The 26035-nt window shown below is 42.9% G+C and carries 22 protein-coding genes; 8 read left to right on the plus strand and 14 right to left on the minus strand.

Annotated elements, in window-relative coordinates:
* Positions 1-36: 36 nt before the first annotated feature.
* The gene (locus OCU28_RS00650) at positions 37-786 is read left to right on the plus strand and encodes a glycosyltransferase family 25 protein (RefSeq protein ID WP_261816464.1); all 750 of its coding nucleotides are present in this window, start codon (positions 37-39) and stop codon (positions 784-786) included.
* Between the two features lie 5 nt (positions 787-791).
* On the opposite strand, the gene OCU28_RS00655 is transcribed toward OCU28_RS00650, so the two are convergent.
* Genes OCU28_RS00655 through rfaD form a run of 6 tightly spaced genes read right to left on the minus strand, consistent with a single transcriptional unit; the run spans position 792 to position 6771 of the window.
* Positions 792-1487 (minus strand): glycosyltransferase family 32 protein, encoded by a 696-nt coding sequence (locus OCU28_RS00655; RefSeq protein WP_261816465.1) that lies wholly within the window; start codon positions 1485-1487, stop codon positions 792-794.
* A 49-nt stretch (positions 1488-1536) separates the two neighbouring features.
* Complete coding sequence (locus tag OCU28_RS00660; RefSeq protein WP_261816466.1) at positions 1537-2613, minus strand: glycosyltransferase family 4 protein; 1077 nt, start codon at positions 2611-2613, stop codon at positions 1537-1539.
* Complete coding sequence (locus OCU28_RS00665) at positions 2610-3812, minus strand: O-antigen ligase family protein (protein WP_261816467.1); 1203 nt, start codon at positions 3810-3812, stop codon at positions 2610-2612. The genes OCU28_RS00660 and OCU28_RS00665 overlap by 4 nt, the downstream gene beginning before the upstream one ends.
* The gene (waaF, locus tag OCU28_RS00670; RefSeq protein WP_261816468.1) at positions 3805-4839 is read right to left on the minus strand and encodes a lipopolysaccharide heptosyltransferase II; all 1035 of its coding nucleotides are present in this window, start codon (positions 4837-4839) and stop codon (positions 3805-3807) included. Before waaF ends, OCU28_RS00665 begins: the two co-directional genes overlap by 8 nt.
* Positions 4839-5813, minus strand: a complete 975-nt coding sequence (lpxM, locus tag OCU28_RS00675) for a lauroyl-Kdo(2)-lipid IV(A) myristoyltransferase (protein WP_261816469.1) — start codon at positions 5811-5813, stop codon at positions 4839-4841. Before lpxM ends, waaF begins: the two co-directional genes overlap by 1 nt.
* 16 nt (positions 5814-5829) lie before the next feature.
* Positions 5830-6771 carry an ADP-glyceromanno-heptose 6-epimerase gene (rfaD, locus tag OCU28_RS00680; RefSeq protein ID WP_261816470.1) on the minus strand — a complete coding sequence of 314 codons (942 nt, stop codon included), beginning with the start codon at positions 6769-6771 and terminating at the stop codon, positions 5830-5832.
* Positions 6772-6917: 146 nt separating this feature from the next.
* Here rfaD and OCU28_RS00685 point away from each other — a divergent pair, with 146 nt between their 5' ends.
* Both OCU28_RS00685 and OCU28_RS00690 read left to right on the plus strand, forming a co-directional pair.
* Positions 6918-8057, plus strand: coding sequence for an LPS O-antigen chain length determinant protein WzzB (locus tag OCU28_RS00685; RefSeq protein ID WP_315972397.1), 1140 nt, complete (start codon positions 6918-6920; stop codon positions 8055-8057).
* A 4-nt stretch (positions 8058-8061) separates the two neighbouring features.
* Complete coding sequence (locus OCU28_RS00690) at positions 8062-9228, plus strand: nucleotide sugar dehydrogenase (RefSeq protein WP_261816471.1); 1167 nt, start codon at positions 8062-8064, stop codon at positions 9226-9228.
* A gap of 58 nt (positions 9229-9286) precedes the next feature.
* Here the strand turns inward: OCU28_RS00690 and hslU are convergent, their stop codons facing one another.
* The 5 genes from hslU to priA form a co-directional block, all read right to left on the minus strand.
* Positions 9287-10618 (minus strand): HslU--HslV peptidase ATPase subunit, encoded by a 1332-nt coding sequence (gene hslU, locus OCU28_RS00695; RefSeq protein WP_261816472.1) that lies wholly within the window; start codon positions 10616-10618, stop codon positions 9287-9289.
* 14 nt (positions 10619-10632) lie between these two features.
* Entirely contained in the window at positions 10633-11157 is a 525-nt protein-coding gene (gene hslV / locus OCU28_RS00700; RefSeq protein ID WP_261816473.1) for an ATP-dependent protease subunit HslV, read from the minus strand.
* A gap of 124 nt (positions 11158-11281) precedes the next feature.
* Positions 11282-11824: an SPOR domain-containing protein gene (locus tag OCU28_RS00705; protein ID WP_261816474.1), complete on the minus strand. Its 543-nt coding sequence runs from the start codon at positions 11822-11824 to the stop codon at positions 11282-11284.
* A 64-nt stretch (positions 11825-11888) separates the two neighbouring features.
* Positions 11889-12893 (minus strand): DNA-binding transcriptional regulator CytR, encoded by a 1005-nt coding sequence (gene cytR, locus OCU28_RS00710; protein WP_261816475.1) that lies wholly within the window; start codon positions 12891-12893, stop codon positions 11889-11891.
* 187 nt (positions 12894-13080) lie between these two features.
* Positions 13081-15282 (minus strand): primosomal protein N', encoded by a 2202-nt coding sequence (priA, locus tag OCU28_RS00715; RefSeq protein ID WP_261816476.1) that lies wholly within the window; start codon positions 15280-15282, stop codon positions 13081-13083.
* A 242-nt stretch (positions 15283-15524) separates the two neighbouring features.
* On the opposite strand from priA, the gene rpmE reads away from it, so the two are divergent.
* Together rpmE and OCU28_RS00725 are read left to right on the plus strand one after the other, a co-directional pair.
* On the plus strand, positions 15525-15743 hold the full coding sequence (gene rpmE / locus OCU28_RS00720; protein ID WP_261816477.1) for a 50S ribosomal protein L31: 219 nt from the start codon (positions 15525-15527) through the stop codon (positions 15741-15743).
* A 169-nt stretch (positions 15744-15912) separates the two neighbouring features.
* Positions 15913-17178, plus strand: a complete 1266-nt coding sequence (locus OCU28_RS00725) for a malic enzyme-like NAD(P)-binding protein (RefSeq protein ID WP_261816478.1) — start codon at positions 15913-15915, stop codon at positions 17176-17178.
* Positions 17179-17227: 49 nt separating this feature from the next.
* Here OCU28_RS00725 and metJ read toward each other — a convergent pair whose 3' ends face one another.
* Positions 17228-17545 (minus strand): met regulon transcriptional regulator MetJ, encoded by a 318-nt coding sequence (gene metJ, locus OCU28_RS00730; protein WP_261816479.1) that lies wholly within the window; start codon positions 17543-17545, stop codon positions 17228-17230.
* Positions 17546-17726: 181 nt separating this feature from the next.
* On the opposite strand from metJ, the gene OCU28_RS00735 reads away from it, so the two are divergent.
* The 3 genes from OCU28_RS00735 to metF all read left to right on the plus strand — a co-directional run bounded on the left by OCU28_RS00735 (position 17727) and on the right by metF (position 22349).
* Positions 17727-18896: an O-succinylhomoserine (thiol)-lyase gene (locus OCU28_RS00735; protein WP_261816480.1), complete on the plus strand. Its 1170-nt coding sequence runs from the start codon at positions 17727-17729 to the stop codon at positions 18894-18896.
* A complete protein-coding gene (locus OCU28_RS00740; protein WP_261816481.1) occupies positions 18893-21298 on the plus strand; it encodes a bifunctional aspartate kinase/homoserine dehydrogenase II in 2406 nt (801 codons plus the stop codon). Before OCU28_RS00735 ends, OCU28_RS00740 begins: the two co-directional genes overlap by 4 nt.
* 160 nt (positions 21299-21458) lie before the next feature.
* The gene (gene metF / locus OCU28_RS00745) at positions 21459-22349 is read left to right on the plus strand and encodes a methylenetetrahydrofolate reductase (protein ID WP_261816482.1); all 891 of its coding nucleotides are present in this window, start codon (positions 21459-21461) and stop codon (positions 22347-22349) included.
* Between the two features lie 61 nt (positions 22350-22410).
* Here the strand turns inward: metF and OCU28_RS00750 are convergent, their stop codons facing one another.
* On the minus strand, positions 22411-22941 hold the full coding sequence (locus OCU28_RS00750; RefSeq protein ID WP_261816483.1) for a PadR family transcriptional regulator: 531 nt from the start codon (positions 22939-22941) through the stop codon (positions 22411-22413).
* 366 nt (positions 22942-23307) lie between these two features.
* Positions 23308-25938 (minus strand): phosphoenolpyruvate carboxylase, encoded by a 2631-nt coding sequence (ppc, locus tag OCU28_RS00755; RefSeq protein ID WP_261816484.1) that lies wholly within the window; start codon positions 25936-25938, stop codon positions 23308-23310.
* Between the last annotated feature and the right edge of the window lie 97 nt (positions 25939-26035).

A 26035-nucleotide genomic window follows, 5' to 3' on the forward strand; every position in this document is an offset into this window, starting at 1 on the left:
GTTGTGTGATATATTGTATGGTTGGAAAAGCTACTGATGATGTTTGGTGAGACAACTGTGATGAAAACGTTTGTTATTTCATTAAAAAATTCCCCTAGAAGAGAGCGGGTGGTTAATCTTCTGAACTCAACTAGTTTAGAGTATGAGTTTTTTGATGCGATTTCTATCAATGATCCTAAATTTCATCTTTATGATAAATCAAATCCAATGAAAACCTATTTTAGGAAGGGCTTTGTATTAAAAGCTACTGAAGTAGCTTGTTTTGCTAGTCACTATGCTTTGTGGGAGAGATGCATAGAAATAGGTCAGCCTATAGTCATTCTAGAAGATAATATTGGTTTAGTTGAAGGTGGAGATGAGTATATAAAATCTTTATATAAAAGAACTGATATATACGATTATTTGAAGTTATCATCGATCCCAAATCATAGTGCGCCACCAATTTTCCATGAAATTGAGAGAATAAATGAGAGTTTGCTTTTTGGTTATAATAATCAAGAAACAGCAGGCACTACTGGATATATTATTACTGTAAAGGCTGCGAGAGCATTTATTCAAGGTGCGACTGAATTCATTGATCCAGTAGATAATTATTTAGAGAAACCATGGTTACATGGGATTCAAGTGTATTCGTCTTTACCTGAACCATGTTATAGAGAAAATGTAGTTTCAGAAATAGGACAACGTAAAGATAAATCAAATCGTTCAACTTTAATTAGAATCAGTAAAGAAATATATAGAACATATGAGCTTTTTAAACGAAAAAGGTCATGGCATACTTCTTAGATTAATTATTTTTTAAATCGTAAGATGTTTTTTTGCCACTCATAAATTTTACCAAAAATATTCTTATGCTTGCTTTTCAAGAAGGATTTGTGGCTCGACTTACTCCAGCTATGTTGAAACCAATGAATTAGGTGGGCGTTTTTAGGCTTTTCAAAGTGTAATTTTTCACCTTGGTAAGAATAAAAGTACTCGATGTTAAATAATTTTACCTTATCCATTCTTGTGTTTTTATCTAACATATGGGTCATTATTTCTGGGCCGAGATATAACTCTGACTTCATTATGTCATGTTCATAAAAATCAACTAATTTGCTTATTTCAATAGAGTTTTTATTTGAGTAGATCATAGCTGTACCAACAGTGCCCTTGTCATTTTCATACCCAACAGCAAAGTCTAATCCTTCAAATAAATAGAAAGGTGAAACTTCAATGGTTACATCAGTATCTAAATATAATCCACCATATTTCTGCAATATTTTCAGTCTTAGATAATCTGTAACAAATGCGTATAGTTTTTTGTCATAACATTTACGAGCAAATTCACATCCATTGATCCACGCTATTATTTCAGTGTTATCTTCCAACCATAAATTTACTGTATAACCTTGTTTTTTCCAGTCATTAATACATATAAAGCTTAAAGGCGTCATTTTTTTACCCAACCATATAGCATGGATTGTGTTGTCTTTTATACTGTTCATGTTCGCTCAATTTAATATTAGTTAGGTTGAGTAAGGATGTTTAATAAAGTTAACTTAGTAATTTAGAAAAATATTCTAAATGGTCCTGCACACTTTTCTGCAAGCTAAACTCTTTCTCCATAATTTGTTTAGACTTTGTGCCCATAGCGGTAAGGTCAACTTCTTTAGATATGAACTTCAAGATGGCACCTTTTAAGCCATTTTGGTCGCCAGAATCAACCACAATGCCGTTAATATCAGTCGAAATTAATTCCGCTGAACCGCCAGTGGTTGTGACAATTGATGGTTTAGATACAACCATGGCTTCAATGATGGTCTTAGGTAAGCCTTCACCACTTATTGAGGGCTGAATCTGAAAGTCTGACATTGCCATTAGGTTTGAGATGTCTTTTCTAAAACCTAGAAAGTGAATACGATTAGCCATTGAACTCTGTGCGGCTAATTGTTGTAACTCTTCCATGCCGGCACCGACTAGAATTAAATGGAAGTTCGGGTCATCAATATCTTTTACTGCGCCGAGTAATACCTGGACTCCTTTAGAGGGTCTAGAGTTTGCTACGCAGATACCAATCTTTGCCTGCTCAGGTATAGCGAACTCTTGTCTAGATAGTGGTTCAGGGTCGTACCAGTTGATGTCATGCCCCTTATAGATAGTCACTACGTTTTGCTTATTCTTCCATACTCGATTTAATACATCTTGCCTTACCGCTTCACTAACACATACTACGCCATCAACGCGAGGGTGAAGGATAGTCAGATAGGCAGAGATATCATGTCGATATAGCCCTCCAGTCGTTCCTCTGTATGCAATGAGCTTAACTTTACTACCAATTGAGGCAAAGGCGGCATTGGGGATTGTCTTCGAATTAAAGGCATAGCAGATATCAATCTGCTGCTCTTTGATTATTTTTTTTAGCTTCTTGATGGTATCAAAGCATATTTTCTTTGTCGGGTAGGCATCAACAACCTTAATACCATGCTCCTTAAAGCGTTGAACATATTCAGCATCAGCTTGTGTGGCAACGGTGATATTGTGCCCTTGCTTTGCAAGTTCTATGAACAACTCAGCCTCTGGTCTTACTGCATGCCAGCTATTTTTGTAGGAGCTACAAACCAAGATATTCATACTCTGTCCTCAGAATAATGCTTGCTATAGGCATAAAACAGCACGATAAACGCGATATAAAATAACATGCCTGAATGATGGTTAATAAAGTTTTGGGTTAGGCAATAGCCCATGGTTGAGATGATGTGTACAACCCCAAGTAATGCATAAATATTCTGATTGGCTAAGTAGCCCTTACCAAATACCCATAGCGGCGCGCCAAAGAAAAACAGCAATACTATTATCCCGATAGTACCTTTGACTGATGCCTCTTCAATGTAGCTATTATGCAGTCGTGAATGCTTTAGAATAGCCTTTGTTGCCCAGCCATCTTGAATAGCATTTAATTTAGTTTGTTCGCGTTGTTCGTATCCGGTGCCAAAAATAGGGTTTTTTATAAATGCATATGCGCCGGATTTCCATAGGTCGAAGCGTGTTCCAACAGAGGTGTAAGAAGTGTTGCTAGTGATATAGCTGCTCACCTCTTTTACCGCGATGTCTACCCTTTTTTCGACCATAGGGTAGCTGAAATACCCCACTATTACTAAGCCGAGTATTGATATGATCTTTGCCTTGATTCCAATTTCTTTCCTATAACACCACAGGATGAATAACAGAATAAATGGGCTTAATACCCATCCACCTCGAGCTCCAGAGAGTAGGCTCGCAAGCATGCCTAGTCCGCCGCCGATAAAGGCTAGAGTTGTAACCAGAAAGTGTGCGTGTGAGCGTTTTAGGTGGAAAGCAACTACAACCGCAAAAAGTCCCATGCTCATAGCGATATCACCAGCCTGAATAACCATAAACTGCCATACGCTTAGTGGTCTAACGTGTAATACCAAGTGATGATAAAGGGCGATTAAACCAACCAAAGCCGAACCGATGACGATTCCCCAAATTAGTGCTTTTGGGTTGGGTTTTGCCGCTAAAACAAGTAATAGTGCGGGCAGAATCAATATAGCTCGACTTGGCGCATCTAGGTTTCCAAAGCTACCACCAAGCAGGATTAATGAAATTAATGTGCAAGCGAAGTAACCAAAAAAACTGATAGCAATAAGTTTGGCATCTTTATCAAATTTGTTTTTATCACACCAATAGCAGCAGATTAACCCAACTACCATAAATGGAATAATGGTATAGGAGTAGCTTTTGCCATACACCAAAATTAAAGCTGGGATAATAAACGAAAAGAAACTAGAAAAAACAGCAAGATTAAGCATGAATAATTTTTCTCAAAACAGAGGTTGGAGATATCTCTTTAAGACACCGTAAATGACCTAATGGGCATTCTCGTTTGAAGCATGGCCTGCATTCGATATCGGTGTTAATAATATCGACTTGGTCGGTGAGTGGCGGGGTGTAACTTGGTGATGTTGAGCCGTAGATACCAATAACATGGCATCCAACTGCGGCAGCGACATGCATTAAGCCTGAATCATTGCTCACTACATATTGGCACAAGGATAGAAGATCCACCGCTTCCTCTAATGAGGTTTTGCCAGCAAGGCTAACGATTTTATCTTGGTGCGTATCTGGTTGCTGTAAGATGATATCGGATGTGGTTTCGGCGTCTTTTTGTGAACCGAATAGCCATACCTGATAACCATTATCTATCAGTAGCTTAGTTAGCTCAGCATAGTGCGCTGTGGGCCATTTCTTAGCCGGACCAAATTCAGCACCTGGGCATAAGCCAACTACTGGTAGCTCTAAGCCTAGATTAAATTTATTCGCCGTAGCGCGAACAAGCGTGTTATCGAGTTGCAAAACTGGCCAAGGAATATTGGTTAATCCCCCCAAGCTTGATGAGTCACGCATCTCTGCTTTAGGATGTGCAAGCGCTACATAGCGCTCAGCCATGAAGGTGAATGCTTTCTTATTGGGGCGGATATCATTGAGTAGGCCATAGCGACTTTCTCCCGTCCATCCGGTGCGTGTAGGGATCTTGGCAAAGAAGGGAATCAGGGCGGACTTAGCTGAATTAGGCAGCACATAGGCATGAGTGTAGCCCTTAGTACGTAATGATTTCCCAATTTTATAGCGTTCGGCGAGCTTAACATCCCCATGACTTAGAGGCATCTCAATTGCGTTGTCCACCTCAGCCATTCGAGACAAGATAGGTTTGCACCATGCAGGGGCAAGAACGTCAATAGAGCTATCGGGGTGTTGCTGTTTAAGCTCACGATAAAGCGATTGGCTCATGACCATATCGCCAACCCAAGATGGCCCGATAATCAGGATTTTCTTCATTATGATTCCGTTTCAATTTTTGCGTTGTAGATATAAGTCCCATCTTGCTGAGTCTGTAGTAACTTTAGGTTCCACATATATTGGTGTGGTCGCTCAACGCACATCTGCTCGATAAAGAGATTCATACTTAGGGCATCTTGCTCTGGTGTTTCAGTTGGAAAAGGTTCTAAAGCGGGATACACATCCACTCTAAATTTACCGGTATCACTATCGAAAGATGCCCAAATAGGTAGTACTTTGGCTTTGGCTGATTTGGATATAAATCCCATTACTGGGAGTGTCGCCTTGGTTGTCGCAAAAAAATCAACGAACAGGCTCTGTTTTGGGCCATGGTCTTGATCTGGTAAGAAATACCCCGTATAGCCATCTCTGATCGCTTTGATAAAAGGCTTGATGCCCCCTGAGCGCTCATATAATCGTCCACCATATTGCTTTCTTTGCTTGGACATAGCCCATTCACTTAATGGATTTTTTTGGCTCTTAACCATAGTGCAAATAGGGTGGCCTTGAGATGCAAGTAACATTGCAAATACGTCAACTGACCAGGTATGCGGGACCAGAAATATGACATTTTCTCCGCGCTGTTTAGCTTGCTCAAAGTGCTCTAGGCCAAAGACCTCGGTGTTATTTTCAAGCCAGCGTCTACTGCGCAGGGTTAATAGCGGAAAGCGCATTAAATAGGTAGCCGCCGTCACTAGCGTTTTTTCAACTATGCTTTCGCGCTGTTCTGGCTTCATGTCGGGATAGCAGTATTTCAGGTTTACTCTAGCCCGTTGAGCTTGACCGCGAGTTTTCGTCATTACCTTGTTGGTTGCCAACTTAGCAATATAGCGATGACAGCGGATAGGAAGAAAACTAAACGGTATCGAGAACAGCATCCCTAGCCAAGTTCCCCAATATTTAGGGGCTAAAAAGCCCCATTGAAACTTGGGGTTATATGCCTTGGGGTCAAAGTCGTTTCGTGTTGATGACATATCTATTTTTAGTCGCTTAGCTATTAATGATGGCCATGTATTCTGCAACTCCTGCAGCTACACTCTTAAATTGAATATCGCATCCCGTTGCTCGAAGCTTAGTCAGGTCAGCTTGAGTGTACTCTTGATATGCACCCTTTAGATGTTCTGGGAATGGGATAGTTTCGATTTCACCTTTGGCATGGTACTTAATTACGGCTTTCGCAACTTCTTGAAAAGATTCAGCATTACCTGTGCCTAGGTTAAATATGCCGGAATTACCGTGCTCTAAGAACCACAAATTTACTGCTGCAACGTCGCCCACAAATACAAAATCACGGCGGAAGTGTTCACTGCCTGCAAATAGTTTTGGGTTTTCACCAGCGTTCATTTGATTGTTTAGATGGAATGCAACCGATGCCATTGATGCTTTATGCTGTTCTCGTGGACCATAAACGTTAAAGTAACGAAAGCCGGTAACCTGAGACAAGCTTTCACCATGGGCTTCGGCATCTTGAAACACCGCGCGTACATAGTTATCGAATTGCTGCTTAGAGTATCCATAAACATTTAAAGCACCTTCATATGGTTTTTCTTCGATAAAGGTATCGGTTTCACCATAGGTTGCGGCAGAAGATGCATATAGGAAAGGGATCTCACGCTCTAAACAGTAATGAAGTAGCTCTTTGGAGTATTCATAGTTGTTATGCATCATATACTTACCATCCCACTCAGTGGTTGCTGAGCAAGCACCCTCATGGAAGATAGCATCGATTGGACCAAAGTTTTCACCAGACATAATTTGGACTAAGAAGTCTTCTTTATCCATATAGTCAGCGATGTTGAGGTCAACCAAGTTTGCAAACTTTCGGCCATTTTTTAGATTGTCGACGACCAAGATGTCGTTGATACCCTTATCATTGAGCGCTTTAATTATATTACTGCCTATCATGCCAGCGCCGCCAGTTACAATAATCATGGTTATCCTTAATAATACATTGCGATTGGTCGATTATAGCAACCACATCAAAGTGTTAACAGCGACTTAGATATTTCTCTATTTATAAAGGTCTGTGATAGACTTTGAGCTAGATATCAGTGAATTCTTTACTATTGGGATACCTAGTGAAAAAACAGACTAACTTGACAACTGGCCAGCCTGATTTGGCAATGAATGGATACTATGACGCCGATGATGAAATTGATCTGCGAGAGCTATTCGTAGCTCTATGGAAGGGCAAGTGGCTGATAGTGTTCACTACCTTTATATTTGCAGCTATCGCGATTGCTTACGCTTTGACTGCTCAGCAGTGGTGGTCTTCGAACGCTAAAATTACTGAGCCTCAATCAAAAGATATTCAATCTTACCAATTGCAGGTTAGACAATTTCAGCCTGTCTTCGATGTATATCAAGATGATGGCAGTATCCTAGTTAGTAAGTCATTGGATAATCTAATTGACCCTAAAGTAGTGTTTGAACGCTATATTCGTGCATTTAATTCAGCGAATAGTAAGCGTGATTTTTTGGATAACAGTGCTGAGTTTAAAACATTCCAACAACAGCTATTTGCTGAAACGTCTGATGAGGAGCTTGAAGATGCCGAGCGCCGCTTATATGCAGATTGGTTTGAAAAAATTACTGCAACCCCGATAGAAAAAGGCGATAAGTCTAGCTATACCATTAGCCTGCAAGCGACCACTAAAGAGGGAAGTTTTAACTTACTCAACGAATACATTAAATTGGTTGAAAAAAGAGTTTATGATGATGCCCTAGATAACCTTCAAGCAAAGGTTGAGGCGAAACGTAATGAGCTGACGCAGCAGAAATTGATTCTTGAGACCCAGGCTAAGAATCGCCTCGCGGTTGAGCAAGAGCGCGCGCAGTTGTCTCTTGATATTGCTAAGGCAGCACAAGTGAATGCTCCAATACGCACCTCTCAAAATGATGACCTATTTGCCATCGACTTAGGCGCTAAAGGACTACAAGCGAAAATCAATGCACTGCAATCGGTTAAGAACCTAAGTGTTATTGAGCCGCGACTGCAGCAAATCAATGCTAAGTTGAAGATGCTCGAAACCCTAAAAATAGATAGAAAGATATCGTTTGATACCTTCCGTTACTTAGAAGATGTGGCTAAGCCTATCTCCAGAGATAAACCTAAGCGCGCTCTTATTGCCGTGCTCGGTGCATTATTTGGTGGAATGTTAGGTGTGGGTATCGTATTAGTGCGATTCGCCTTTGGCCGCAGAGAAATAGAAGAATAAAATAATGAAAATTGCAATTGCAGGAACAGGTTATGTGGGCCTATCTAATGCCATGTTATTGGCTCAAAACCACGATGTTACCGCGGTAGATATCATTCCACAAAAGGTGGAGATGCTAAATAATCAACAATCTCCAATTGCGGATGTTGAGATTGAGCAGTTTCTTACGCGTAAAGACCTTTTTTTTGTCGCAACCCTAGATAAAGGGTTAGCGTATAAAGATGCAGAGTTTGTTGTTATTGCAACGCCTACTGACTATGACCCGCAGACCAATTACTTCAATACCTCATCGGTCGAGGCGGTTATCAAAGATGTAATGGCAATCAACCCTGATGCAGTAATGATAATTAAGTCTACCGTTCCTGTAGGGTATACCGCACGAGTGAAGCAAGAGCTGGGTACAGAGAATATTATCTTTTCTCCGGAGTTCTTACGTGAAGGTCGAGCTTTGTTTGATAACCTCAATCCTTCTCGAATTATTGTGGGAGAGCGCAGTGAGCGCGCAGAACGCTTCGCCGCATTGCTGGTAGAAGGGGCTGAAAAACAAAATATAGATGTTCTGTTTACCGACTCTACTGAGGCTGAAGCAGTTAAGCTGTTTTCAAACACCTACTTAGCATTGCGTGTCTCTTATTTTAATGAGCTTGACTCTTATGCTGAGGCACAAAACTTAGATGCTCGTCAGATCATCGAAGGGGTTGGTTTAGACCCTCGTATTGGTAGCCATTATAACAATCCATCTTTTGGTTACGGTGGTTATTGCTTACCTAAAGATACTAAGCAATTATTAGCTAACTACCAAGATGTACCTAATAACATCATAGGTGCGATTGTAGATGCAAACCGTACCCGTAAGGACTTCATTGCGGATTCTATCTTGAAGCGCCAACCTAAGGTGGTAGGTATCTATCGCCTTATCATGAAATCTGGTTCTGATAACTTCCGCGCCTCTTCAATTCAAGGCATTATGAAGCGCCTAAAGGCCAAGGGAATCGAGGTGGTGATTTATGAACCGGTACTCGAAGAGGAGCATTTCTTCCACTCGAAGAATATCCGTGACCTTGATGAGTTTAAGAAAGTGTCTGATGTCATTGTATCTAACCGTATGGTTGATGAAATCCGTGATGTAGCTGACAAGGTATACACGCGAGACTTGTTTGGTAGTGACTAAATCATATGTATAAAAATGCCCAGCTTATTAGCTGGGCATTTTTGTCTAAAGGGCAAACTTAAAGTATGAAGCGGCTTAGGTCTTCATCTTCCACTAGCTTACCTAACTTACCTTCAACATAATCAGCATTGATAACGACTTTACTACCAGACTGCTCGGTTGCATCAAATGAGATCTCATCCATCAAGCGTTCCATTACAGTATGTAGACGACGAGCACCAATATTCTCGGTAGTTTCGTTGACCTGCCATGCAGCTTCTGCAATTCGGGTGATACCATCTTTGGTAAACTCAACATCGACATCTTCGGTTTTTAAAAGGGCAATGTACTGCTCAGAAAGAGAGGCGCGAGGCTCGGTGAGAATGCGCTCAAAGTCATGACTAGATAGTGCCTCAAGCTCAACACGGATCGGAAGTCGACCTTGTAGTTCAGGAATAAGATCAGAAGGCTTAGCCACCTGGAATGCACCTGAAGCGATAAACAGTATGTGGTCAGTTTTTACCATGCCATGCTTGGTTGAAACTGTACTACCTTCGATAAGAGGTAGTAGGTCGCGCTGAACGCCTTCACGAGATACGTCAGGACCTGAGCTTTCGCCTCGCTTACAGATCTTGTCTATCTCATCGATAAATACGATGCCGTTGTTTTCTACGTTGTAGATGGCATTTTCTTTGAGTTCTTCTTGATTGACCAGCTTAGCCGCTTCTTCTTCGATTAAAGATTTTAGGGCATCTTTGATCTTGAGTTTACGAGACTTCGTGGTGTTTCCTGAAAGGTTTTGGAACATACCTTGCAGTTGATTGGTCATCTCTTCCATGCCTGGAGGCGCCATTATCTCAACACCCATTTGTGGCGCGGCAATCTCAATATCTATCTCTTTGTCATCTAATTTGCCTTCACGTAACTTCTTACGGAATATCTGACGAGTATTTGATGAGTCTTCGTTTTGCTCATTCTGACCCCAAGCATCACGAGCCGGTGGAAGAAGAGCATCTAAAATGCGTTCTTCGGCCTGTTCTTCAGCGCGAAATTTCACCTTTTCAGTTGCTTGTTGGTGAGTCAGTTTTACGGCTACATCCGTGAGGTCACGAATGATGGTTTCAACTTCTTTACCTACGTATCCCACCTCAGTGAACTTGGTTGCTTCTACCTTAATAAACGGCGCATTTGCGAGCTTAGCTAAGCGGCGAGCAATCTCAGTTTTACCTACACCTGTAGGTCCAATCATTAGGATGTTTTTTGGGGTAACTTCAACGCGTAGGCTTTCTTCAAGCTGCATACGGCGCCAACGGTTTCTTAGGGCGATTGCTACAGAGCGTTTTGCGTTTTCTTGGCCAATAATATGGCGGTTCAGTTCATGAACAATTTCACGAGGAGTCATTTCAGACATGCTAGATTCCTTTATTAGTATTCAAGTTCATCGATGGTGTGATGATGATTGGTGAATACACAAATATCACCCGCAATATTTAGAGATTTCTCTGCAATATCGCGTGCGTCTAAATCTGTATTTTCTAGTAGGGCGGTAGCGGCAGATTGAGCAAAATTACCGCCAGAACCGATAGCAATTAAGTCATTCTCAGGCTGAACAACATCACCATTACCAGTGATAATTAATGACGCGGTTTCATCGGCAACGGCTAGCAGGGCCTCTAGGCGGCGCAGTGCTTTATCGCTACGCCAGTCTTTAGCAAGTTCAACTGCTGCTCGGGTAAGGTGGCCTTGATGCATTTGTAGCTTGCTTTCAAAGCGCTCAAATAGGGTGAAGGCGTCAGCAGTACCGCCAGCAAATCCGGCTAGTACCTTGCCATTGTATAGGCGACGTACTTTTTGAGCGTTGCCTTTCATTACGGTATTGCCAAGAGATACTTGACCATCACCAGCTATGACAACTTTATTATTTCTGCGTACGGATATTATGGTAGTCACGAGGTTTCCTTAATTTCACCAGTGAGATACCAATTGAATGGGGATGTTTACTGAGGAATTCAAGGCTTAGGTCATACTCAAAGCCCCTCATGAATTGGAGGGGCTTAAGTAAAAGGTGAGAATTTTATTGGCCAGTATCTTTCCAGATTAGGCATGGCTCAATTTTCGCCCGCTGTAGTTTGTGCTTTTCTTTTTCAGCTTGACGCTTACGAGCATAAGGACCAAGAGTTACGCGATACCAACTGCTACCTTTACGTTGACGGATTTCACTAGAAAGCCCTTGGAATGCGATATCCATCTTTCTTTCTTCCGCTTGAGCGCGGCTTTTATAAGCGCCACATTGCATTACATATGGGATTGCGGATAGTTTCTCTTTTTTAGGGACTACCTTTACTTCTCGCTCGGGAAGGGTTTTCACATAATCCCATTCTTCTTTAGGAGGCGGAGGTAAAACTTCGTCGTCTTGAGAAGGTGCTTTAGAGATAGGTGTGCTGATCTCTTGTTTTGGCGGCTCAGGGTCTTGGCTTAAGGAAAATAAAAGATAAGCAAGGCCCAATACTAGAATTAGAGCCAAGATAATAGCTTTCCACGGTTTTTTTGCAGGTGCGGACTTTTTGGAGCGTTTTTTCGGAGCTCGTCCACCCTTTACATAATCTTTTCTTGCCACGCCATTGATTCTTTAAACTGAATAATACCGCTATTTTAAAGCACAATGGCTAGTGATAACAATATTAGCGACACGGTGGTTTAGTACTTTTACGCAATATTAACTCAGTATCGAGCAAACGAGAGCCAATATGAACTTTATCACCTCTCAATTGGTTTAAAAGTACCTGTGCCGCTTGATAACCAATTTCAAAACGTGGCTGGGCAACTGTGGTTAAAGGGGGATCACAGTATTCGGAAAAAGAAATATTGTCGAAACCTATGATAGAGAGGTCTTCGGGGACTCGTAATCCCATATTTTTTGCTTCATGTATTACCCCAATTGCAATGATATCGTTGTGACAAAATACCGCGGTGGGGCGCGAAGGGGAGCTAGATAATTTACGCATCGCGACAACACCGGCTTCAAAGCTAAAGTCGGCTTGTATTGATTTAGATGAGTCGTAGGGTAAGCCTGCTCTTCTCAGTGCCTGCCGAAAACCTTGGCTACGTAAACTTGATAGTGTTGAGGTCGGCGGTCCTGTAATTTCTGCAATATGTCGATGTCCTAGATGGGCTAAATAGTTCACCGCTTCATATGATGCTGTTAAATTATCAATATGGATAGTTGGTAATTCTAACTCTGGCGCATACTCACAAGCCATAACCATAGGGGGGAGATTTTTTTGTTCAGATTTTCTAGCATCAATAGGGAGATCGGTTCCGAGTAGAATTAAACCATCAGCTTGCTTTGAATAGTTAAGGTGTATTAAAGAGTTATCGCGACACTTTTGCTGCTGGCTATCACCGTGTAAAACTAGATAGCCTTGTTTAGATGCAGCATGCTCTATGCCACGTAATATCTCTGAAAAGTAGGGGTCACTAAGGTCAGGTACAATAACAACTAAGGTTTTGGACTCATTGCGCTTCATTCCCCTCAGCAGATTACTGGTACAATACCCCGATTGAATAACTGCATCTTCAACTTTTTGTCTAGTTGCAGAAGATACTTTTTCTGGATTCATGAGAGCCCTAGACACTGTTGCCGTTGAAACTCCCGCTAATTCAGCAACATCCTTCATGGTCGCCATAAATCACCTATTCCTTTGTTTACTCTGCCTCAACCTTTTAACCGCGCATATTATACGGGGTAAGATCAGTGTAATTGATTGTTGTTAGATAGTTTTGGGAGGCAGTATGATATACATATGTTGAGTTGTGAGTTATCTCGCAACTCTGATCTCGAATAACACAGCACCTATCTATTTTCTGCGTTACTCAACTCAAATCTTGTGGGTCCACATCAATACTCCAGCGGACTTTTTTAGCATTAGGCAATAATTCAATCGCCGCTTTTGAGCTAGAAAGAAGCCTTTGCATAGTTGAGCGCAGTTGGCACTGCAGTATCAGTTGCCATCGTGATTTACCCGCTCGTTTTGCCATTGGGGCTGGAGATGGCCCCATAACCCAGCAGCTGTTATCAAACAAAGGGTGAGCTTCTAAAGTGCTTCGTACTTGCCTCAAGAACTCCTCACAAAGTGCGAAAGAGTTCGATTCTGCTCGAAATAGAGTCAAGCTTGTATAGGGTGGAAGTTGGGCGAGCTTTCTTTCTTGCATCGCAGTGCTGGCAAATTCGGCATACCCTTTGTGAATTAAAGCTTGTAACAACGAATGCTCAGGGTGATGGGTTTGCAGTATGACCTGGCCGGGTTTGCTGGCTCGTCCAGCGCGGCCAGCAACTTGAATAAACAGCTGCGCCAGCTTTTCCGAAGCCCTAAAGTCACTACTATATAAAGACGAATCTACATCGAGAAGCGCCACTAGGGTGACATTCGGGAAGTGGTGTCCTTTGGCCAGCATTTGGGTGCCGATAAGGATCTGGTACTCCTGTTTTCGCACCGCCTCCAATGCTGAGTCAAGGCTGCCTTTTTTTCGAGTGTTGTCTCGATCAATGCGCAGGGTTTTATATTCTGGAAATAGTGTCTGAAGGTGAGCCTCTAGCTGCTCTGTTCCAACCCCAACTGTCACCAATTGAGTTGAGCCGCAATTTTGGCATTGGTGAATCACTGGGCGCTGTGAGCCGCAGTGATGGCAGCGCATCTCACCGCTTCCCTTATGATAGGTGTAATAAGCATCACACCTAATGCAGTCTGCAATCCACCCACATTCATGACACATCATTGCTGGAGAAAATCCACGACGATTAAGAAATAGCAGAACTTGGTTTCCCTGCTCTAAATGTTGACGCATCTTTGCAAGCAAAGGTGCGCTCAAGCCACTTTCTAAATGCAGCCCTTTTACATCAATAGCGAAATTACGAGTCGGCTGTGCTCCTCCTGCTCGATGCGTCAATTCTAAATGTAAGTATTTACCGGATTGGGCATTGGCCAGTGTTTCTAAAGAAGGGGTAGCGGAGCCGAGTACTACAGGAACTTGCTCATGATGAGCTCTAAGGATCGCCATGTCTCTTGCATGGTATCGCCAGCTATCTTGTTGCTTATAAGAGGTGTCGTGTTCTTCGTCTACAATGATAATCCCGAGGTCGGCGAACGGGGTCATTAAGGCTGAACGTGTACCAATTAATATACCGCATTCCCCAGACTTGGTTTCTAGCCAAGCATTCAAGCGCTCTGTTTCGTTGAGCCCGGAGTGGATGGTAGTAACATTGACCTTGAAGCGTCGCTTAAAACGGTTGATGGTTTGAGGGGTTAAGCCTATCTCTGGTACTAATACTAATGCCTGCTTTCCTTTTTCTAGAACCGCTTCAATCAGCTGTAAGTAAACCTCAGTTTTACCTGAACCAGTAACACCATCAAGAAGGGCGCACTCATAACCTTCTACATGATTTAAGGTGACAACAGCTAGCATTTGCTCATGATTAAGCTGACGTTTATCTGATTCATCAACCAGTTGGCTTGGCCACTCTTGCGGTGTATTGATCTGTTCTTTGTCTACAATCCACCCTTTTTCGGTGAGTGTTTTTAGAGCGGAAGGAGAGACATCTAGTTCTAATAATTGTTGATGGGTTAATGGACCCGCCTCTAAAGCATGCATTATTTTGGCTTGTTGTATCGCTCGGCCAAAACCTTGCATTAATTGGTTTTTACCACTATCAGTTAATTGCCACCAACGTATTGCTTGTTTGCATGCAGGCTTTCCTTTACGTAAAGCCCCGGGCATAACGTTATTAAATGTCTCTCCGATTGGGGCTTGATAAAACTGGCTACCCCATAGAATGAGTTTATATAGGGTATCAGGCCATAAAGGCTCATGATCGAGCAGTGTCGTCAATGGCTTGAGCTTGTTGACATCATATTCGGATTGATGGGATAGCCCGGTAACAATACCCAGTAGTTTTTTGGGCCCAAATGGTACCCAAACCCTTGCTCCTATAACCGGAAATAGATGTCCTGGAATGAGATATTCAAACTCTCTATCTAAGGGGACCGGTAAGGCAACTTTGGCTATGGTTGGGCGCATTATGTACTCTAGCTTGAAATGTGATGCTTGCGTATAGAGGAAGCCTATCAAAAATCACGTCTATTAGGGGTGTTTCAAACAAAAATGGCCAAAAAAAACACAAACAGGTTGATAATAGATGCAGGGTTCATTAGTATATTGCGCCTTGAAGATGCTGATAGTCTCAGTGTCACTATTTAAAACTACGTGTGGTGTCTAGCATAGAACTAGATGGCGATGCGGCCTATATATGAGGTTTTCCCATGAAAACAGGTATCCATCCTGAATACAAAGCTGTAACAGCAACTTGCTCTTGCGGCAACACTTTTGAGTTCAATACAACTCTAGGTAAAGATTCTATCCACCTTGACGTGTGTGACAAATGTCACCCATTCTACACTGGTAAGCAACGTATCGTTGATACTGGCGGCCGTGTAGATCGCTTCAACAAGCGTTTCGGTGCTCTATCTTCTAAGAAATAATCTTAGTTGCTAGAAAAAAAAGGTCGCATTTGCGGCCTTTTTTCGTTTTTGTCTGGTCATAAATAGAAAGTATTAAGTAGACTCTAAGGTATATGAACTTTCGCCATGCAATCTAAGCGGAATCTTCATACCTCTAGTTAGTCGTCGATTTCAAAAGGATTTCTTTTCTATGCCAGATGAACCTACCGCGGATGATTTTCGCCAACAAGCCCTCAATTATCATGAATTCCCTAAGCCCGGTAAAATTGGTGTAGAGCTCACCACAGCAGCTGAAACGGCTGTGGACCTCTCGCTCGCTTATAGCCCCGGAGTTGCAGAGCCAGTACGTGAAATAGCTCAAAATATCGACAGTGTGTATAGGTACACAGCCAAAGGCAATATGGTAGCCGTTATCTCTAATGGTACCGCTATCTTAGGTTTGGGTAATTTAGGCCCAATGGCGTCAAAGCCGGTTATGGAAGGTAAGTCTCTATTATTTAAACGATTTGCAGGGCTAGATTCTATTGATATACAGGTCAAGCACCGCACCATAGATGAGTTTGTTGATACGGTAACAGCCATTGCTGATACCTTTGGTGGTATCAATCTAGAAGATATTAAAGCACCAGACTGCTTTGAAATTGAGCGTCGCTTGATTGAGAACTGTGATATTCCGGTATTCCATGATGATCAGCATGGAACTGCGATAGTCACGGCAGCAGGAATGTTAAATGCGATTGAGCTGCAAGGAAAACAGCTTTGCGATTCGACCATTGTTTGCTTAGGGGCTGGTGCTGCGGCAGTTGCCTGTATGGAGCTGTTGATAAAATGCGGTGCGTTGCGAGAGAAGATTTATATGCTCGACCGCAAAGGGGTTATCCATACACGCCGCGATGACCTTAATGAATATAAGCAGTTGTTTGCCAGTAATACAGACAAGCGTACCTTAGAAGACGTTATCGAAGGTGCCGACTTATTTCTAGGGGTATCAGGTCCTGATCTACTCTCTGCTGAAGCACTAGCTTTGATGGGAGACAAACCCGTGGTTTTTGCGTGCTCTAATCCAGACCCTGAAATCCAACCACAGATAGCACATCAAGTGCGTGATGATTTGATTATGGGAACTGGACGCTCTGATTATCCCAATCAGGTCAACAATGTGATCTGTTTTCCGTTTATTTTTCGCGGGGCGTTAGATGTTAGAGCCAGCGAAATAAATATTGAAATGAAACTGGCTGCGGTAGAGGCGATTCGTCAACTGGCAAAAGAGCCCGTCCCGAAATCGGTGTTGCAGGCTGCAGGAGTTGATTCTCTAGAGTTTGGTTCAGGTTACATCATTCCAAAACCAATGGACCCGCGCTTACTACCACGTATTGCAACGGCTGTTGCAACCGCAGCGATAGAGTCTGGTGTGGCAAGAATCGAACTACCCGATAATTACATGCAATCGCAATGAGTTATCAGTGAGCTAAAGACATCCTCGGGTATGAGGGTGTCTTTAAATATTATTCATCAAATGTTTCTAGTTCAATACCTAGCTCGGTCATAATTTGTTTGGCTTCAGTTGGGATCTCATCGGGACAATCCTTTCTTAAATCTTCATCGGTAGGCAGCGGTTGACCGGTATAAGCATGTAAAAAAGCTTCGCACAATAGCTCACTATTGGTTGCGTGACGTAAGTTATTAATTTGGCGTCGCGTTCTTTCATCGGTCAAAATCTTTAGTACCTTAAGGGGAATAGATACCGTAATCTTTTTAACTTGGGTGCTTTTTTTGCCGTGCTCTGCATAAGGGCTAATGTACTCGCCGTTCCAATCTGCCATGGAAAACCTATATTTACCGATTAAGGGATACTGATAACATGATTTTAGCGATGTTTACTGCTACAAGTAAAGGCATTTAGACGTCTAGATGTGTTGAAGTCCGATAATAGGAAAGGTAATCTATAGGAATATAAGTGATTGGTATCCAGATTCGCCACTCATTGTCAAAGGAAGGCTTAAAATGAGCAGTAAACATAAACCATCAACAATCGCAGTTCGTACTGGTATCGAGTCTGATACACAGCATCATGCCGTTGTTCCTCCGATTTATTTATCAACCAATTATGGTTTTCCGTCATTTGGCGATGTACCGACATACGACTATACCCGTTCAGGTAACCCTAACCGTAACCTATTAGAAACGGCTTTATTTGAATTGGAGTCTGGGAAAGGTGCGGTTGTTACCAATTGTGGAACCTCGGCATTGAATCTTTGGGTTTCAACATTTTTAGGCCCAGATGATTTAATCGTTGCTCCCCACGATTGTTACGGTGGGACCTATCGTTTATTTAATACCCGCTCATTAAAGGGTGATTTTAAGGTTGAGTTTGTTGATCAATCTGATGACACTGCGTTCTCTCAAGCTCTGGCTAAAAAGCCAAAGCTTATCTTATTAGAGACTCCTTCTAATCCATTGGTTAGGGTGGTTGATATTGCTAAGGTTTGTGAGCAAGCTAAAGCGATTGGTGCACTTGTCGCAGTCGATAACACCTTCCTAACTCCAATATTCCAAAAGCCTTTAGAACTTGGGGCTGATTTTGTTATCCACTCCACCACCAAATTTATTAATGGCCATTCTGATGTTATTGGCGGTGTAGTTATTACCAAAGATGAGCAGCATGCTGATGAATTAAGCTGGTGGGGTAATTGCATCGGTGCTACCGGCACGCCTTTTGATAGCTATATGACACTACGTGGTATCCGTACTTTAGGTCCGCGTATGCGTGCTCACGAAGAAAGTTCGCAGCAGATTCTTGAGTACCTAAAAGCACAATCACGAGTGAAAACTATCTACCATCCGAGTCTACCGCAGCACCCTGGGCATGATATCGCCAAGCGTCAGCAGACTGGGTTTGGCAGTATGTTGAGCTTTGAGTTTGATGGCAGCATGGATGAACTGAAGGTGTTTGTGAGTGGCTTAACCCTATTCTCATTAGCTGAATCGTTAGGTGGTGTAGAGAGTTTGATTTGTCATCCAGCGACTATGACCCACCGCGCTATGGGAGAGGAAGCACTGGCTGAAGCTGGTATCTCTCACTTTTTATTACGTCTTTCTGTAGGTCTTGAGGATGCAGGGGATTTGATTGCTGATTTAGAACAAGCGTTTTCATTGCTAGAGGTGCAACAATGAGCCAGATTCAACTCCATAAATTTGGTGGAAGTAGCCTAGCAAACGCAGAGTGTTTTCGTCGGGTTGTTAATATCCTAAGAGCACACTCCGGAGCATCTGATCTTACGGTTGTTTCTGCTGCGGGTTCAACTACCAATAATTTACTGAAATGGTTAGCGGCGCTAGATAAAGATGGGCGCATCGCTCATGAGGTACTGTTGGAGCTTCGAGCCTATCAGAATGCCCTTATTAGTGAATTACTTCCGCCAACTTTGGCACAGCCTTTACAGCAGGCACTAAATGCTGAGATTTCTGGTATTGGCGCTCTTAATGCCCCGTTATCTGAGCCGCAAAAGGCCGCAGTTTTAGGGCATGGAGAGGTATGGTCATCTCGCTTGTTGTCTGCATTACTAAATCACGAGCAGATGCCGGCTATTGCTCTCGATTCACGCGATTTTCTGCGTGCTGAAATCGGGACGCAACCTGAAATAGACCGCAATCTTTCGTGGCCTCTGATTAAAGCGACATTAGCACAGCACCCTCATTGCCGTAAGGTAATCACCGGGTTTATGGCTCAAAACCAGCAAGGAGAAACGGTTCTTCTTGGTCGCAATGGTTCGGACTATTCAGCGACCATCATTGGTGCTTTGGCCGAGGTTGAAAAAGTAACCATCTGGAGCGATGTAGCGGGTGTGTACAGTGCTGATCCCCGCATTGTAAGTGATGCGTGTTTATTGCCACTTTTACGCTTAGATGAAGCCAGCGAGCTTGCTCGTTTAGCCGCACCGGTACTGCATAGTCGTACATTGCAGCCTGTTGCTCAAAGTACTATGGATCTTGAGCTACGTTGTAGTCATCAACCTGAGTCTGGCTCCACCCGTATTGAGCGCGTTCTTGCCTCTGGTCGAGGTGCTAAAATCGTAACGTCATTGGATGATGTTCATCTAATTGAGCTGACAGATTCTCATTCCCATGATTTTGAGGCATTGGAGCCGAAAGTGCTTAACGTGCTAAATAAGGCACAGCTTGCACCATTGGCTTATGAATGCGATTCCGATGCTCGCTGTGTACGCTTGGCTTATACTGGCGAACTGCTTCCCGGTGCAGTTGAGTGTATTGAAAGTGCCTCTTTGGAGGTGGGTTTAGAGGTGAAATCTGGATTCTCGCTGGTGGCGGCAGTCGGTGCTGGTGTGACTAACAATGCCAATCATTGCTTTGGTTTTTATCAGCAGCTTAAAAATACCGCTGTTGAATTCATGTTTGAAACAGAGAGCGAGCTCAGCCTTATTGCTATTTTGCGTAAAGCGCATGCTCCAGTGCTTTTGCAATCGCTACATACGCAACTGTTCCAGGCTCAAAAGCGAATCGGATTGGTGTTGTGTGGTAAAGGTAATATTGGTTCCAACTGGGTTGAGTTATTTGCACAGCAGAAGGATTCCTTAGAGAAGCGTCATAGCATGAGTTTTGACTTGATCGCCGTTGTGGCAAGTAATTGTTATTGGTTTGATGAGCAGGGTATCAATGCCAATGTGGTTAATGCTCGCTTCAAAGATGAAGCATTAACCAATCAAGAGGATTGGTTAGAAAAAGTAAGCAGACAAACGCAGTATGATGAAATCGTCATTATTGATGTTACCGCTAGCCAGCAGGTTTCTGACCGTTATCTTGAATTTGCAGAGCGTGGACTGCATGTTATATCAGCAAATAAGCTAGCAGGCTCTGCCAATAGTCAGTTCTATTATCAGGTGCAAGACTTGTTTGCCAAAACCGGCCGTCATTGGCTGTACAATGCAACAGTAGGTGCGGGGTTACCGGTAAACCATACTGTGCGAGACCTGCGAGAGAGTGGTGATGAGATTGTGGCTTTAGCCGGTATATTCTCAGGCACTTTGTCATGGTTATTTCAGCAGTACGATGGTGCGGTTCCATTCAGCGAGTTGGTGGACTTAGCTTGGCAACAAGGGCTTACCGAGCCAGATCCTCGATCAGATCTTGATGGTACGGATGTTATGCGCAAACTAGTTATCCTAGCTAGGGAGTCGGGATTAGAGATTGAGCCTGAAAATGTCAAGGTAGAGTCTTTGGTACCAGAAAGCTTGTTGAAGCTGCATGTCGATGACTTTTTCTCACAGGCACACCTGCTTAACGAGATCCTACAGGAACGCCTAGAAGCTGCTCAGTCACAAGGTAAGGTTCTTCGCTATATCGCTCGCCTAACCAAAGATGGCAACGCGACAGTAGGCGTAGAGGCTCTTGATGAGCATCATGCATTAGCTAATCTACTACCATGCGATAATATCTTTGCTATAGAAAGTAAATGGTACAAGGATAATCCATTGGTGATCAGGGGCCCAGGAGCGGGGCGAGAGGTTACCGCAGGGGCACTTCAATCAGACCTGAATCGACTCTCAGGGTTGCTTTGATTTTAACGCCACCATATCTGGTGGCGTTTTTGTATTTAGTAAAAGCATAATTATGTTCAATATATTATTGACAACAGCGGCATAAATTTACATTATTTAGACATATAGACGTCTAAACGTATTTTTAGCCGAGATAATTTGGCTTTAAGGGAGAATAAATATGGGATATACACACGCCAGTCATATTGATTCATTGAATCAAAGCATTGCTGAGCTATCTGACAATATTAATGTTTCATTTGAATTTTTCCCCCCAAGTAGCGAGAAAATGGAAGATACCCTTTGGAATTCTGTTCATCGCCTCAAAACCCTACAACCAAAATTTGTCTCTGTAACCTACGGAGCTAATTCTGGAGAGCGTGACCGCACCCACTCTATTATTAAAGAAATTAAGAGCCAAACGGGCCTAATTGCAGCTCCGCATCTGACTTGTATCGATGCGAGTCGACAAGAGTTAGAAGTCATCGCTGATGACTACTGGGCCAACGGAATTGAAAGTATCGTTGCACTACGTGGTGATATTCCCGCTGGTGGAGGCAAGCCTGATATGTACGCTTCTGATTTGGTAGAGTTGCTAAAATCACGCCATGATTTTGATATTTCAGTTGCGGCATTTCCTGAGGTACACCCTGAAGCGAAGAGTGCGCAATCTGATTTGTTAAACCTAAAACGCAAGGTAGATGCTGGTGCTAACCGAGCTATTACGCAGTTCTTCTTTGATGTAGAGAGCTACTTGAGATTCCGCGATCGCTGTGTTGCTGCTGGTATTGATGTTGAAATAGTACCAGGCATTTTGCCAGTATCTAACTTTAAGCAGGCATCTCGCTTTGCCGCAATGAACCAAGTTAGAGTTCCAGGTTGGATGCAGCAGCAGTTTGAAGGGCTAGATGATGACCCCACTACTCGCCAATTGGTTGGGGCAAGTCAGGCTATTGATATGGTACGAACCTTGAGTCGTGAAGGGGTAAAAGACTTCCACTTTTATACATTGAATCGTGCAGAAATGACCTACGCTCTGTGTCATACCTTAGGCGTAAGACCGAAGCTTTAACCCTGAATTTGAATAAAAAAAAGGACCGTATAGGTCCTTTTTTTATGAATGACTTAAAGTATTAAGCAATTTCGCTTAGTACTTCTTGAGCCCACTCATTCCAAGCTTGACGCGTAAGAAGATTACGACGTAGTGCTAGGCGTTCAATCTTTTCTCTTTGATTGAGTAGACGGACATCAGAATAGTGTGAGCTTTCAATATCTTGGTAGAATTGAACTAACTTGCGAGAGTCACTTAAAGCCAGTTGCAGTTGGTCAGAGAAGCCTTCAGAAGGCTGCACTTCACATGCGTATAGCTTAGCTGCAAATTCATCACGTACCGCAGGGTGCGCGATAGGTTGATCAAACCAACCAGCTAGAGACTCACGACCTTTATCAGTAATCGAATAGATTTTCTTATCCGGTTTACCTGATTGAGGTTGTAGTTCACAGGTAACCATTTCATTGGCTGCTAGTTTGTTTAACTCGCGGTAAACCTGTTGATGACTCGCTTTCCAGAAATAGCCAATGCTATAGGAAAATTCTTTAGTGATGTCGTACCCAGTCGCATCGCGTGTGCTTAGTACGGTTAAAATAACGTATGGTAATGACATGTTTTTCGTCCAAATTACTGCAATTAAAAAACAACACACCAATCAGCCTCGGTAGTGTGAGGATATGTAAGAAAAGTGCGTAGTCACCCAAGGTTTACTTGGATGCATGTATTACCTTTTAAGCCTTTCTCACCTGAGAAGAATATAGTTTTATTATGGGTAAGCTTGTTGCACAACGAGTTGCAAAGCTTAAGGAGAGTGTACCCTTGTTTATGTGCAATTAGATTATCGCAAAATAAGTATTACAAAAATGGGTTTCAGTAAGTCTGTTTCATATGCCTGCTGAATGTAACAGCAATGTTTTGTGCAATAAAAAACCCTCAGCGTTAGCTGAGGGTTCTGTTTATTCTTATCTGTAACAGATACTTAGCCGGTATTGCGCATGCCTGCTGCGATACCTGCGATAGTCATCATCATTGCTTCTTCTAACTCAGGGTTATCTTCTTCAGTCTGACGAGTACGCTTCAGTAGTTCAACCTGTAGCATATTAAGCGGTTCAACATAGGTATTGCGTAGACGAATAGATTCTAGCCCCCATGGGTCGCTTTGCATTAGGTTTTCGTTGTTCTCTACCTTTAATACAGCTTCAATATCTTTATACATTTGTTGACGAAGATTCTCGCCAAGGCGCCATAAGCTTGGGTCTGTAAGCTTCTGATCGTAGAGTTTAGATATCTCGGTGCTGCATTTGTAGAACACCATCTCTAGCATCCCTAGGCGGGTAGAGAAGAACGGCCATTCACGGCACATATCTTCTAATAACTGCTGATGGCCTTTATCGATAGAGTATTGAATCGCTTCCCCAGCACCAAGCCAAGCAGGAAGAACCAGACGGTTTTGGCTCCAAGAGAAGATCCATGGAATCGCTCGTAGACTCTCTACACCACCATTTGGGTTACGCTTTGAAGGACGTGAGCCCAATGGTAATTTACCTAACTCCAACTCAGGAGTGGCTGCGCGGAAGTAAGGAACAAAATCAGGTTCGCCGCTTACAACATTGCGGTAAGCATCACAAGAAACCTGTGATAGTACTTCCATTAGATCGCGCCATTCTTTTTTAGGCTCAGGAGGCGGCAGTAAGTTTGCTTCTAAGATAGCACTTGAATAAAGGTTTAGACTGTTCACTGCCACTTGAGGCAGCCCCAGTTTAAAGCGGATCATTTCGCCTTGTTCGGTTACACGAAGCCCGCCTTTTAAGCTCTTCGGTGGCTGAGATAGAAGTGCGGCATGCGCTGGAGCACCACCACGACCGATAGTACCGCCACGACCATGGAATAAGGTAAGGTCTATATTTTCTTTTTCAGAAACCTTGACTAGCTTATCCATTGCGTCATATTGCGCCCAACCCGCAGCCATTACACCCGCATCTTTCGCTGAATCAGAATAGCCAATCATCACCATCTGTTCGCCTTGGATGAATCCACGATACCAATCAATATCGTATAACTGCTGCATGACTTCTTCAGAACGATTAAGGTCATCAAGGGTTTCAAATAATGGGCATACACCAAGGCGGAATGGACAGCCAGATTCACGCAGTAGCAAGTGAACTGCAAGTACGTCAGATGCAGTGCGAGCCATAGAGATAACGTAGGACCCGAATGCTTCTTTAGGGTGTTGAGCAATAGTTTTACAGGTTTCTAGAACCTCTTTTACCTCTTCGGATGGTTCCCAGTATTGTGGGATAAGAGGGCGGTTTGAGCTGAGTTCTTTTACTAAGAAGGCAACTTTATCTTGCTCAGTCCATTGGTCATAGTCACCTAAGCCAAGATAGCGAGTAACCTCAGAAAGTACGTCTGAATGACGAGTACTTTCTTGACGGATGTCTAAGCGAACAAGGTGCACACCGAAGCATTGAATACGACGCAAGGTATCTAGTAATGAACCATCAGCAATAACACCCATACCACACTCGTGTAGAGAGGTGTAGATGGCATGTAAAGGAGCCCAAAGTTGCTCAGCTGATTCAAGGATAGGGAGGTTTGGAACCTCTGTGCCCTGAGTTTTCGCGTCAATAACCTTAGTGGTATTTCTTAGCAGCGTACGAAGCTCTTTTAGGATTGCACGATAAGGTTCGTGGTTGTCTTTTGCTAGATCACGTACCGTGTCGTTGCTTCGTGTCATAGAGAGTTCAGAGATTAGATCTTCAATATCTATATGGTAAAGCTCAGCGGCTTTTGCTCTCGAAAGCCATAATACTTTTTGGGTGATGTGATGAGTTACGAATGGGTTACCATCGCGGTCTCCACCGACCCAAGATGTGAAGTGAACAGGTCGCGCATCAATAGGTAATTTCTCATCTAAATAAGATGAAATTTTGCCATCAAGGTCGCGTAAGAAGTCAGGTACCGCTTCCCATAGTGAGTTCTCAACAACTGCAAATCCCCACTTCGCTTCATCTAATGGCGTTGGGCGTTGTTTACGGATAACGTCAGAGTGCCAGCTTTGAGCGATAAGTTGTTCAAGGCGTCGTTCGGTTTTTACTCGCTCACTATTAGTGATGTCGCTCAGGTCAAGCTTAGATAGGCAATCATTAATCTTAACCAACTTATTGATCATAGTGCGACGTGTGATCTCAGTTGGGTGCGCCGTTAAAACCAGCTCAATATTGAGGTTTTTAATGGCTTCAGAGGTTTGCTCTTTAGTAATGCTTTTTTGTGACAGTTTGTCGAACAAGCTTTGGATAGAGTTTGCTTCACAAACGTCCTCATCACAATGGCGAGAAATGGTGTGATACTGATCTGCGATATTGGTCAAATTTAGAAATTGACTGAATGCGCGAGCGACCGGAATAAATTGCTCGTCCGGAAGTGTTTCTATTTCGGTGATTAACGCTTGACGATCTTCTTGACTGCCATTGCGAGCAGCTTTGGACAGTTGACGAATTGTCTCAACTTTGTTGAGTATCTCCTCTCCATGGGCGTCTTTTATGGTGTTACCGAGTAGGTTCCCTAGCATTTTTACGTTGCTAGTAAGGGCCGAATACTTAGAGTTCATTGCAGTGTGCCTCGTAACAAAATTACATCTATTTCCTTGATATAGACTTCAATCTATCGAAGAAATGGGGACGGAGTCAAACTTTGTACATCAAAGA

This window comes from Vibrio gallicus (assembly GCF_024346875.1).
Classification (GTDB): Bacteria; Pseudomonadota; Gammaproteobacteria; order Enterobacterales; family Vibrionaceae; genus Vibrio; species Vibrio gallicus.

Excerpts from the sequence above, each read along its gene's own strand:
- metF (WP_261816482.1), top strand. The coding sequence starts at position 21,459 with ATGGGATATACACACGCCAGTCATATTGATTCATTGAATCAAAGCATT.
- waaF (WP_261816468.1), bottom strand. The coding sequence starts at position 4,839 with ATGAAGAAAATCCTGATTATCGGGCCATCTTGGGTTGGCGATATGGTC.
- rpmE (WP_261816477.1), top strand. The coding sequence starts at position 15,525 with ATGAAAACAGGTATCCATCCTGAATACAAAGCTGTAACAGCAACTTGC.
- OCU28_RS00655 (WP_261816465.1), bottom strand. The coding sequence starts at position 1,487 with ATGAACAGTATAAAAGACAACACAATCCATGCTATATGGTTGGGTAAA.
- OCU28_RS00650 (WP_261816464.1), top strand. The coding sequence starts at position 37 with ATGATGTTTGGTGAGACAACTGTGATGAAAACGTTTGTTATTTCATTA.
- ppc (WP_261816484.1), bottom strand. The coding sequence starts at position 25,938 with ATGAACTCTAAGTATTCGGCCCTTACTAGCAACGTAAAAATGCTAGGG.
- OCU28_RS00690 (WP_261816471.1), top strand. The coding sequence starts at position 8,062 with ATGAAAATTGCAATTGCAGGAACAGGTTATGTGGGCCTATCTAATGCC.
- OCU28_RS00660 (WP_261816466.1), bottom strand. The coding sequence starts at position 2,613 with ATGAATATCTTGGTTTGTAGCTCCTACAAAAATAGCTGGCATGCAGTA.
- priA (WP_261816476.1), bottom strand. The coding sequence starts at position 15,282 with ATGCGCCCAACCATAGCCAAAGTTGCCTTACCGGTCCCCTTAGATAGA.
- OCU28_RS00725 (WP_261816478.1), top strand. The coding sequence starts at position 15,913 with ATGCCAGATGAACCTACCGCGGATGATTTTCGCCAACAAGCCCTCAAT.
- rfaD (WP_261816470.1), bottom strand. The coding sequence starts at position 6,771 with ATGATTATTGTAACTGGCGGCGCTGGCATGATAGGCAGTAATATAATT.
- cytR (WP_261816475.1), bottom strand. The coding sequence starts at position 12,893 with ATGGCGACCATGAAGGATGTTGCTGAATTAGCGGGAGTTTCAACGGCA.
- OCU28_RS00735 (WP_261816480.1), top strand. The coding sequence starts at position 17,727 with ATGAGCAGTAAACATAAACCATCAACAATCGCAGTTCGTACTGGTATC.
- lpxM (WP_261816469.1), bottom strand. The coding sequence starts at position 5,813 with ATGTCATCAACACGAAACGACTTTGACCCCAAGGCATATAACCCCAAG.
- OCU28_RS00750 (WP_261816483.1), bottom strand. The coding sequence starts at position 22,941 with ATGTCATTACCATACGTTATTTTAACCGTACTAAGCACACGCGATGCG.
- OCU28_RS00740 (WP_261816481.1), top strand. The coding sequence starts at position 18,893 with ATGAGCCAGATTCAACTCCATAAATTTGGTGGAAGTAGCCTAGCAAAC.
- metJ (WP_261816479.1), bottom strand. The coding sequence starts at position 17,545 with ATGGCAGATTGGAACGGCGAGTACATTAGCCCTTATGCAGAGCACGGC.
- OCU28_RS00665 (WP_261816467.1), bottom strand. The coding sequence starts at position 3,812 with ATGCTTAATCTTGCTGTTTTTTCTAGTTTCTTTTCGTTTATTATCCCA.
- hslU (WP_261816472.1), bottom strand. The coding sequence starts at position 10,618 with ATGTCTGAAATGACTCCTCGTGAAATTGTTCATGAACTGAACCGCCAT.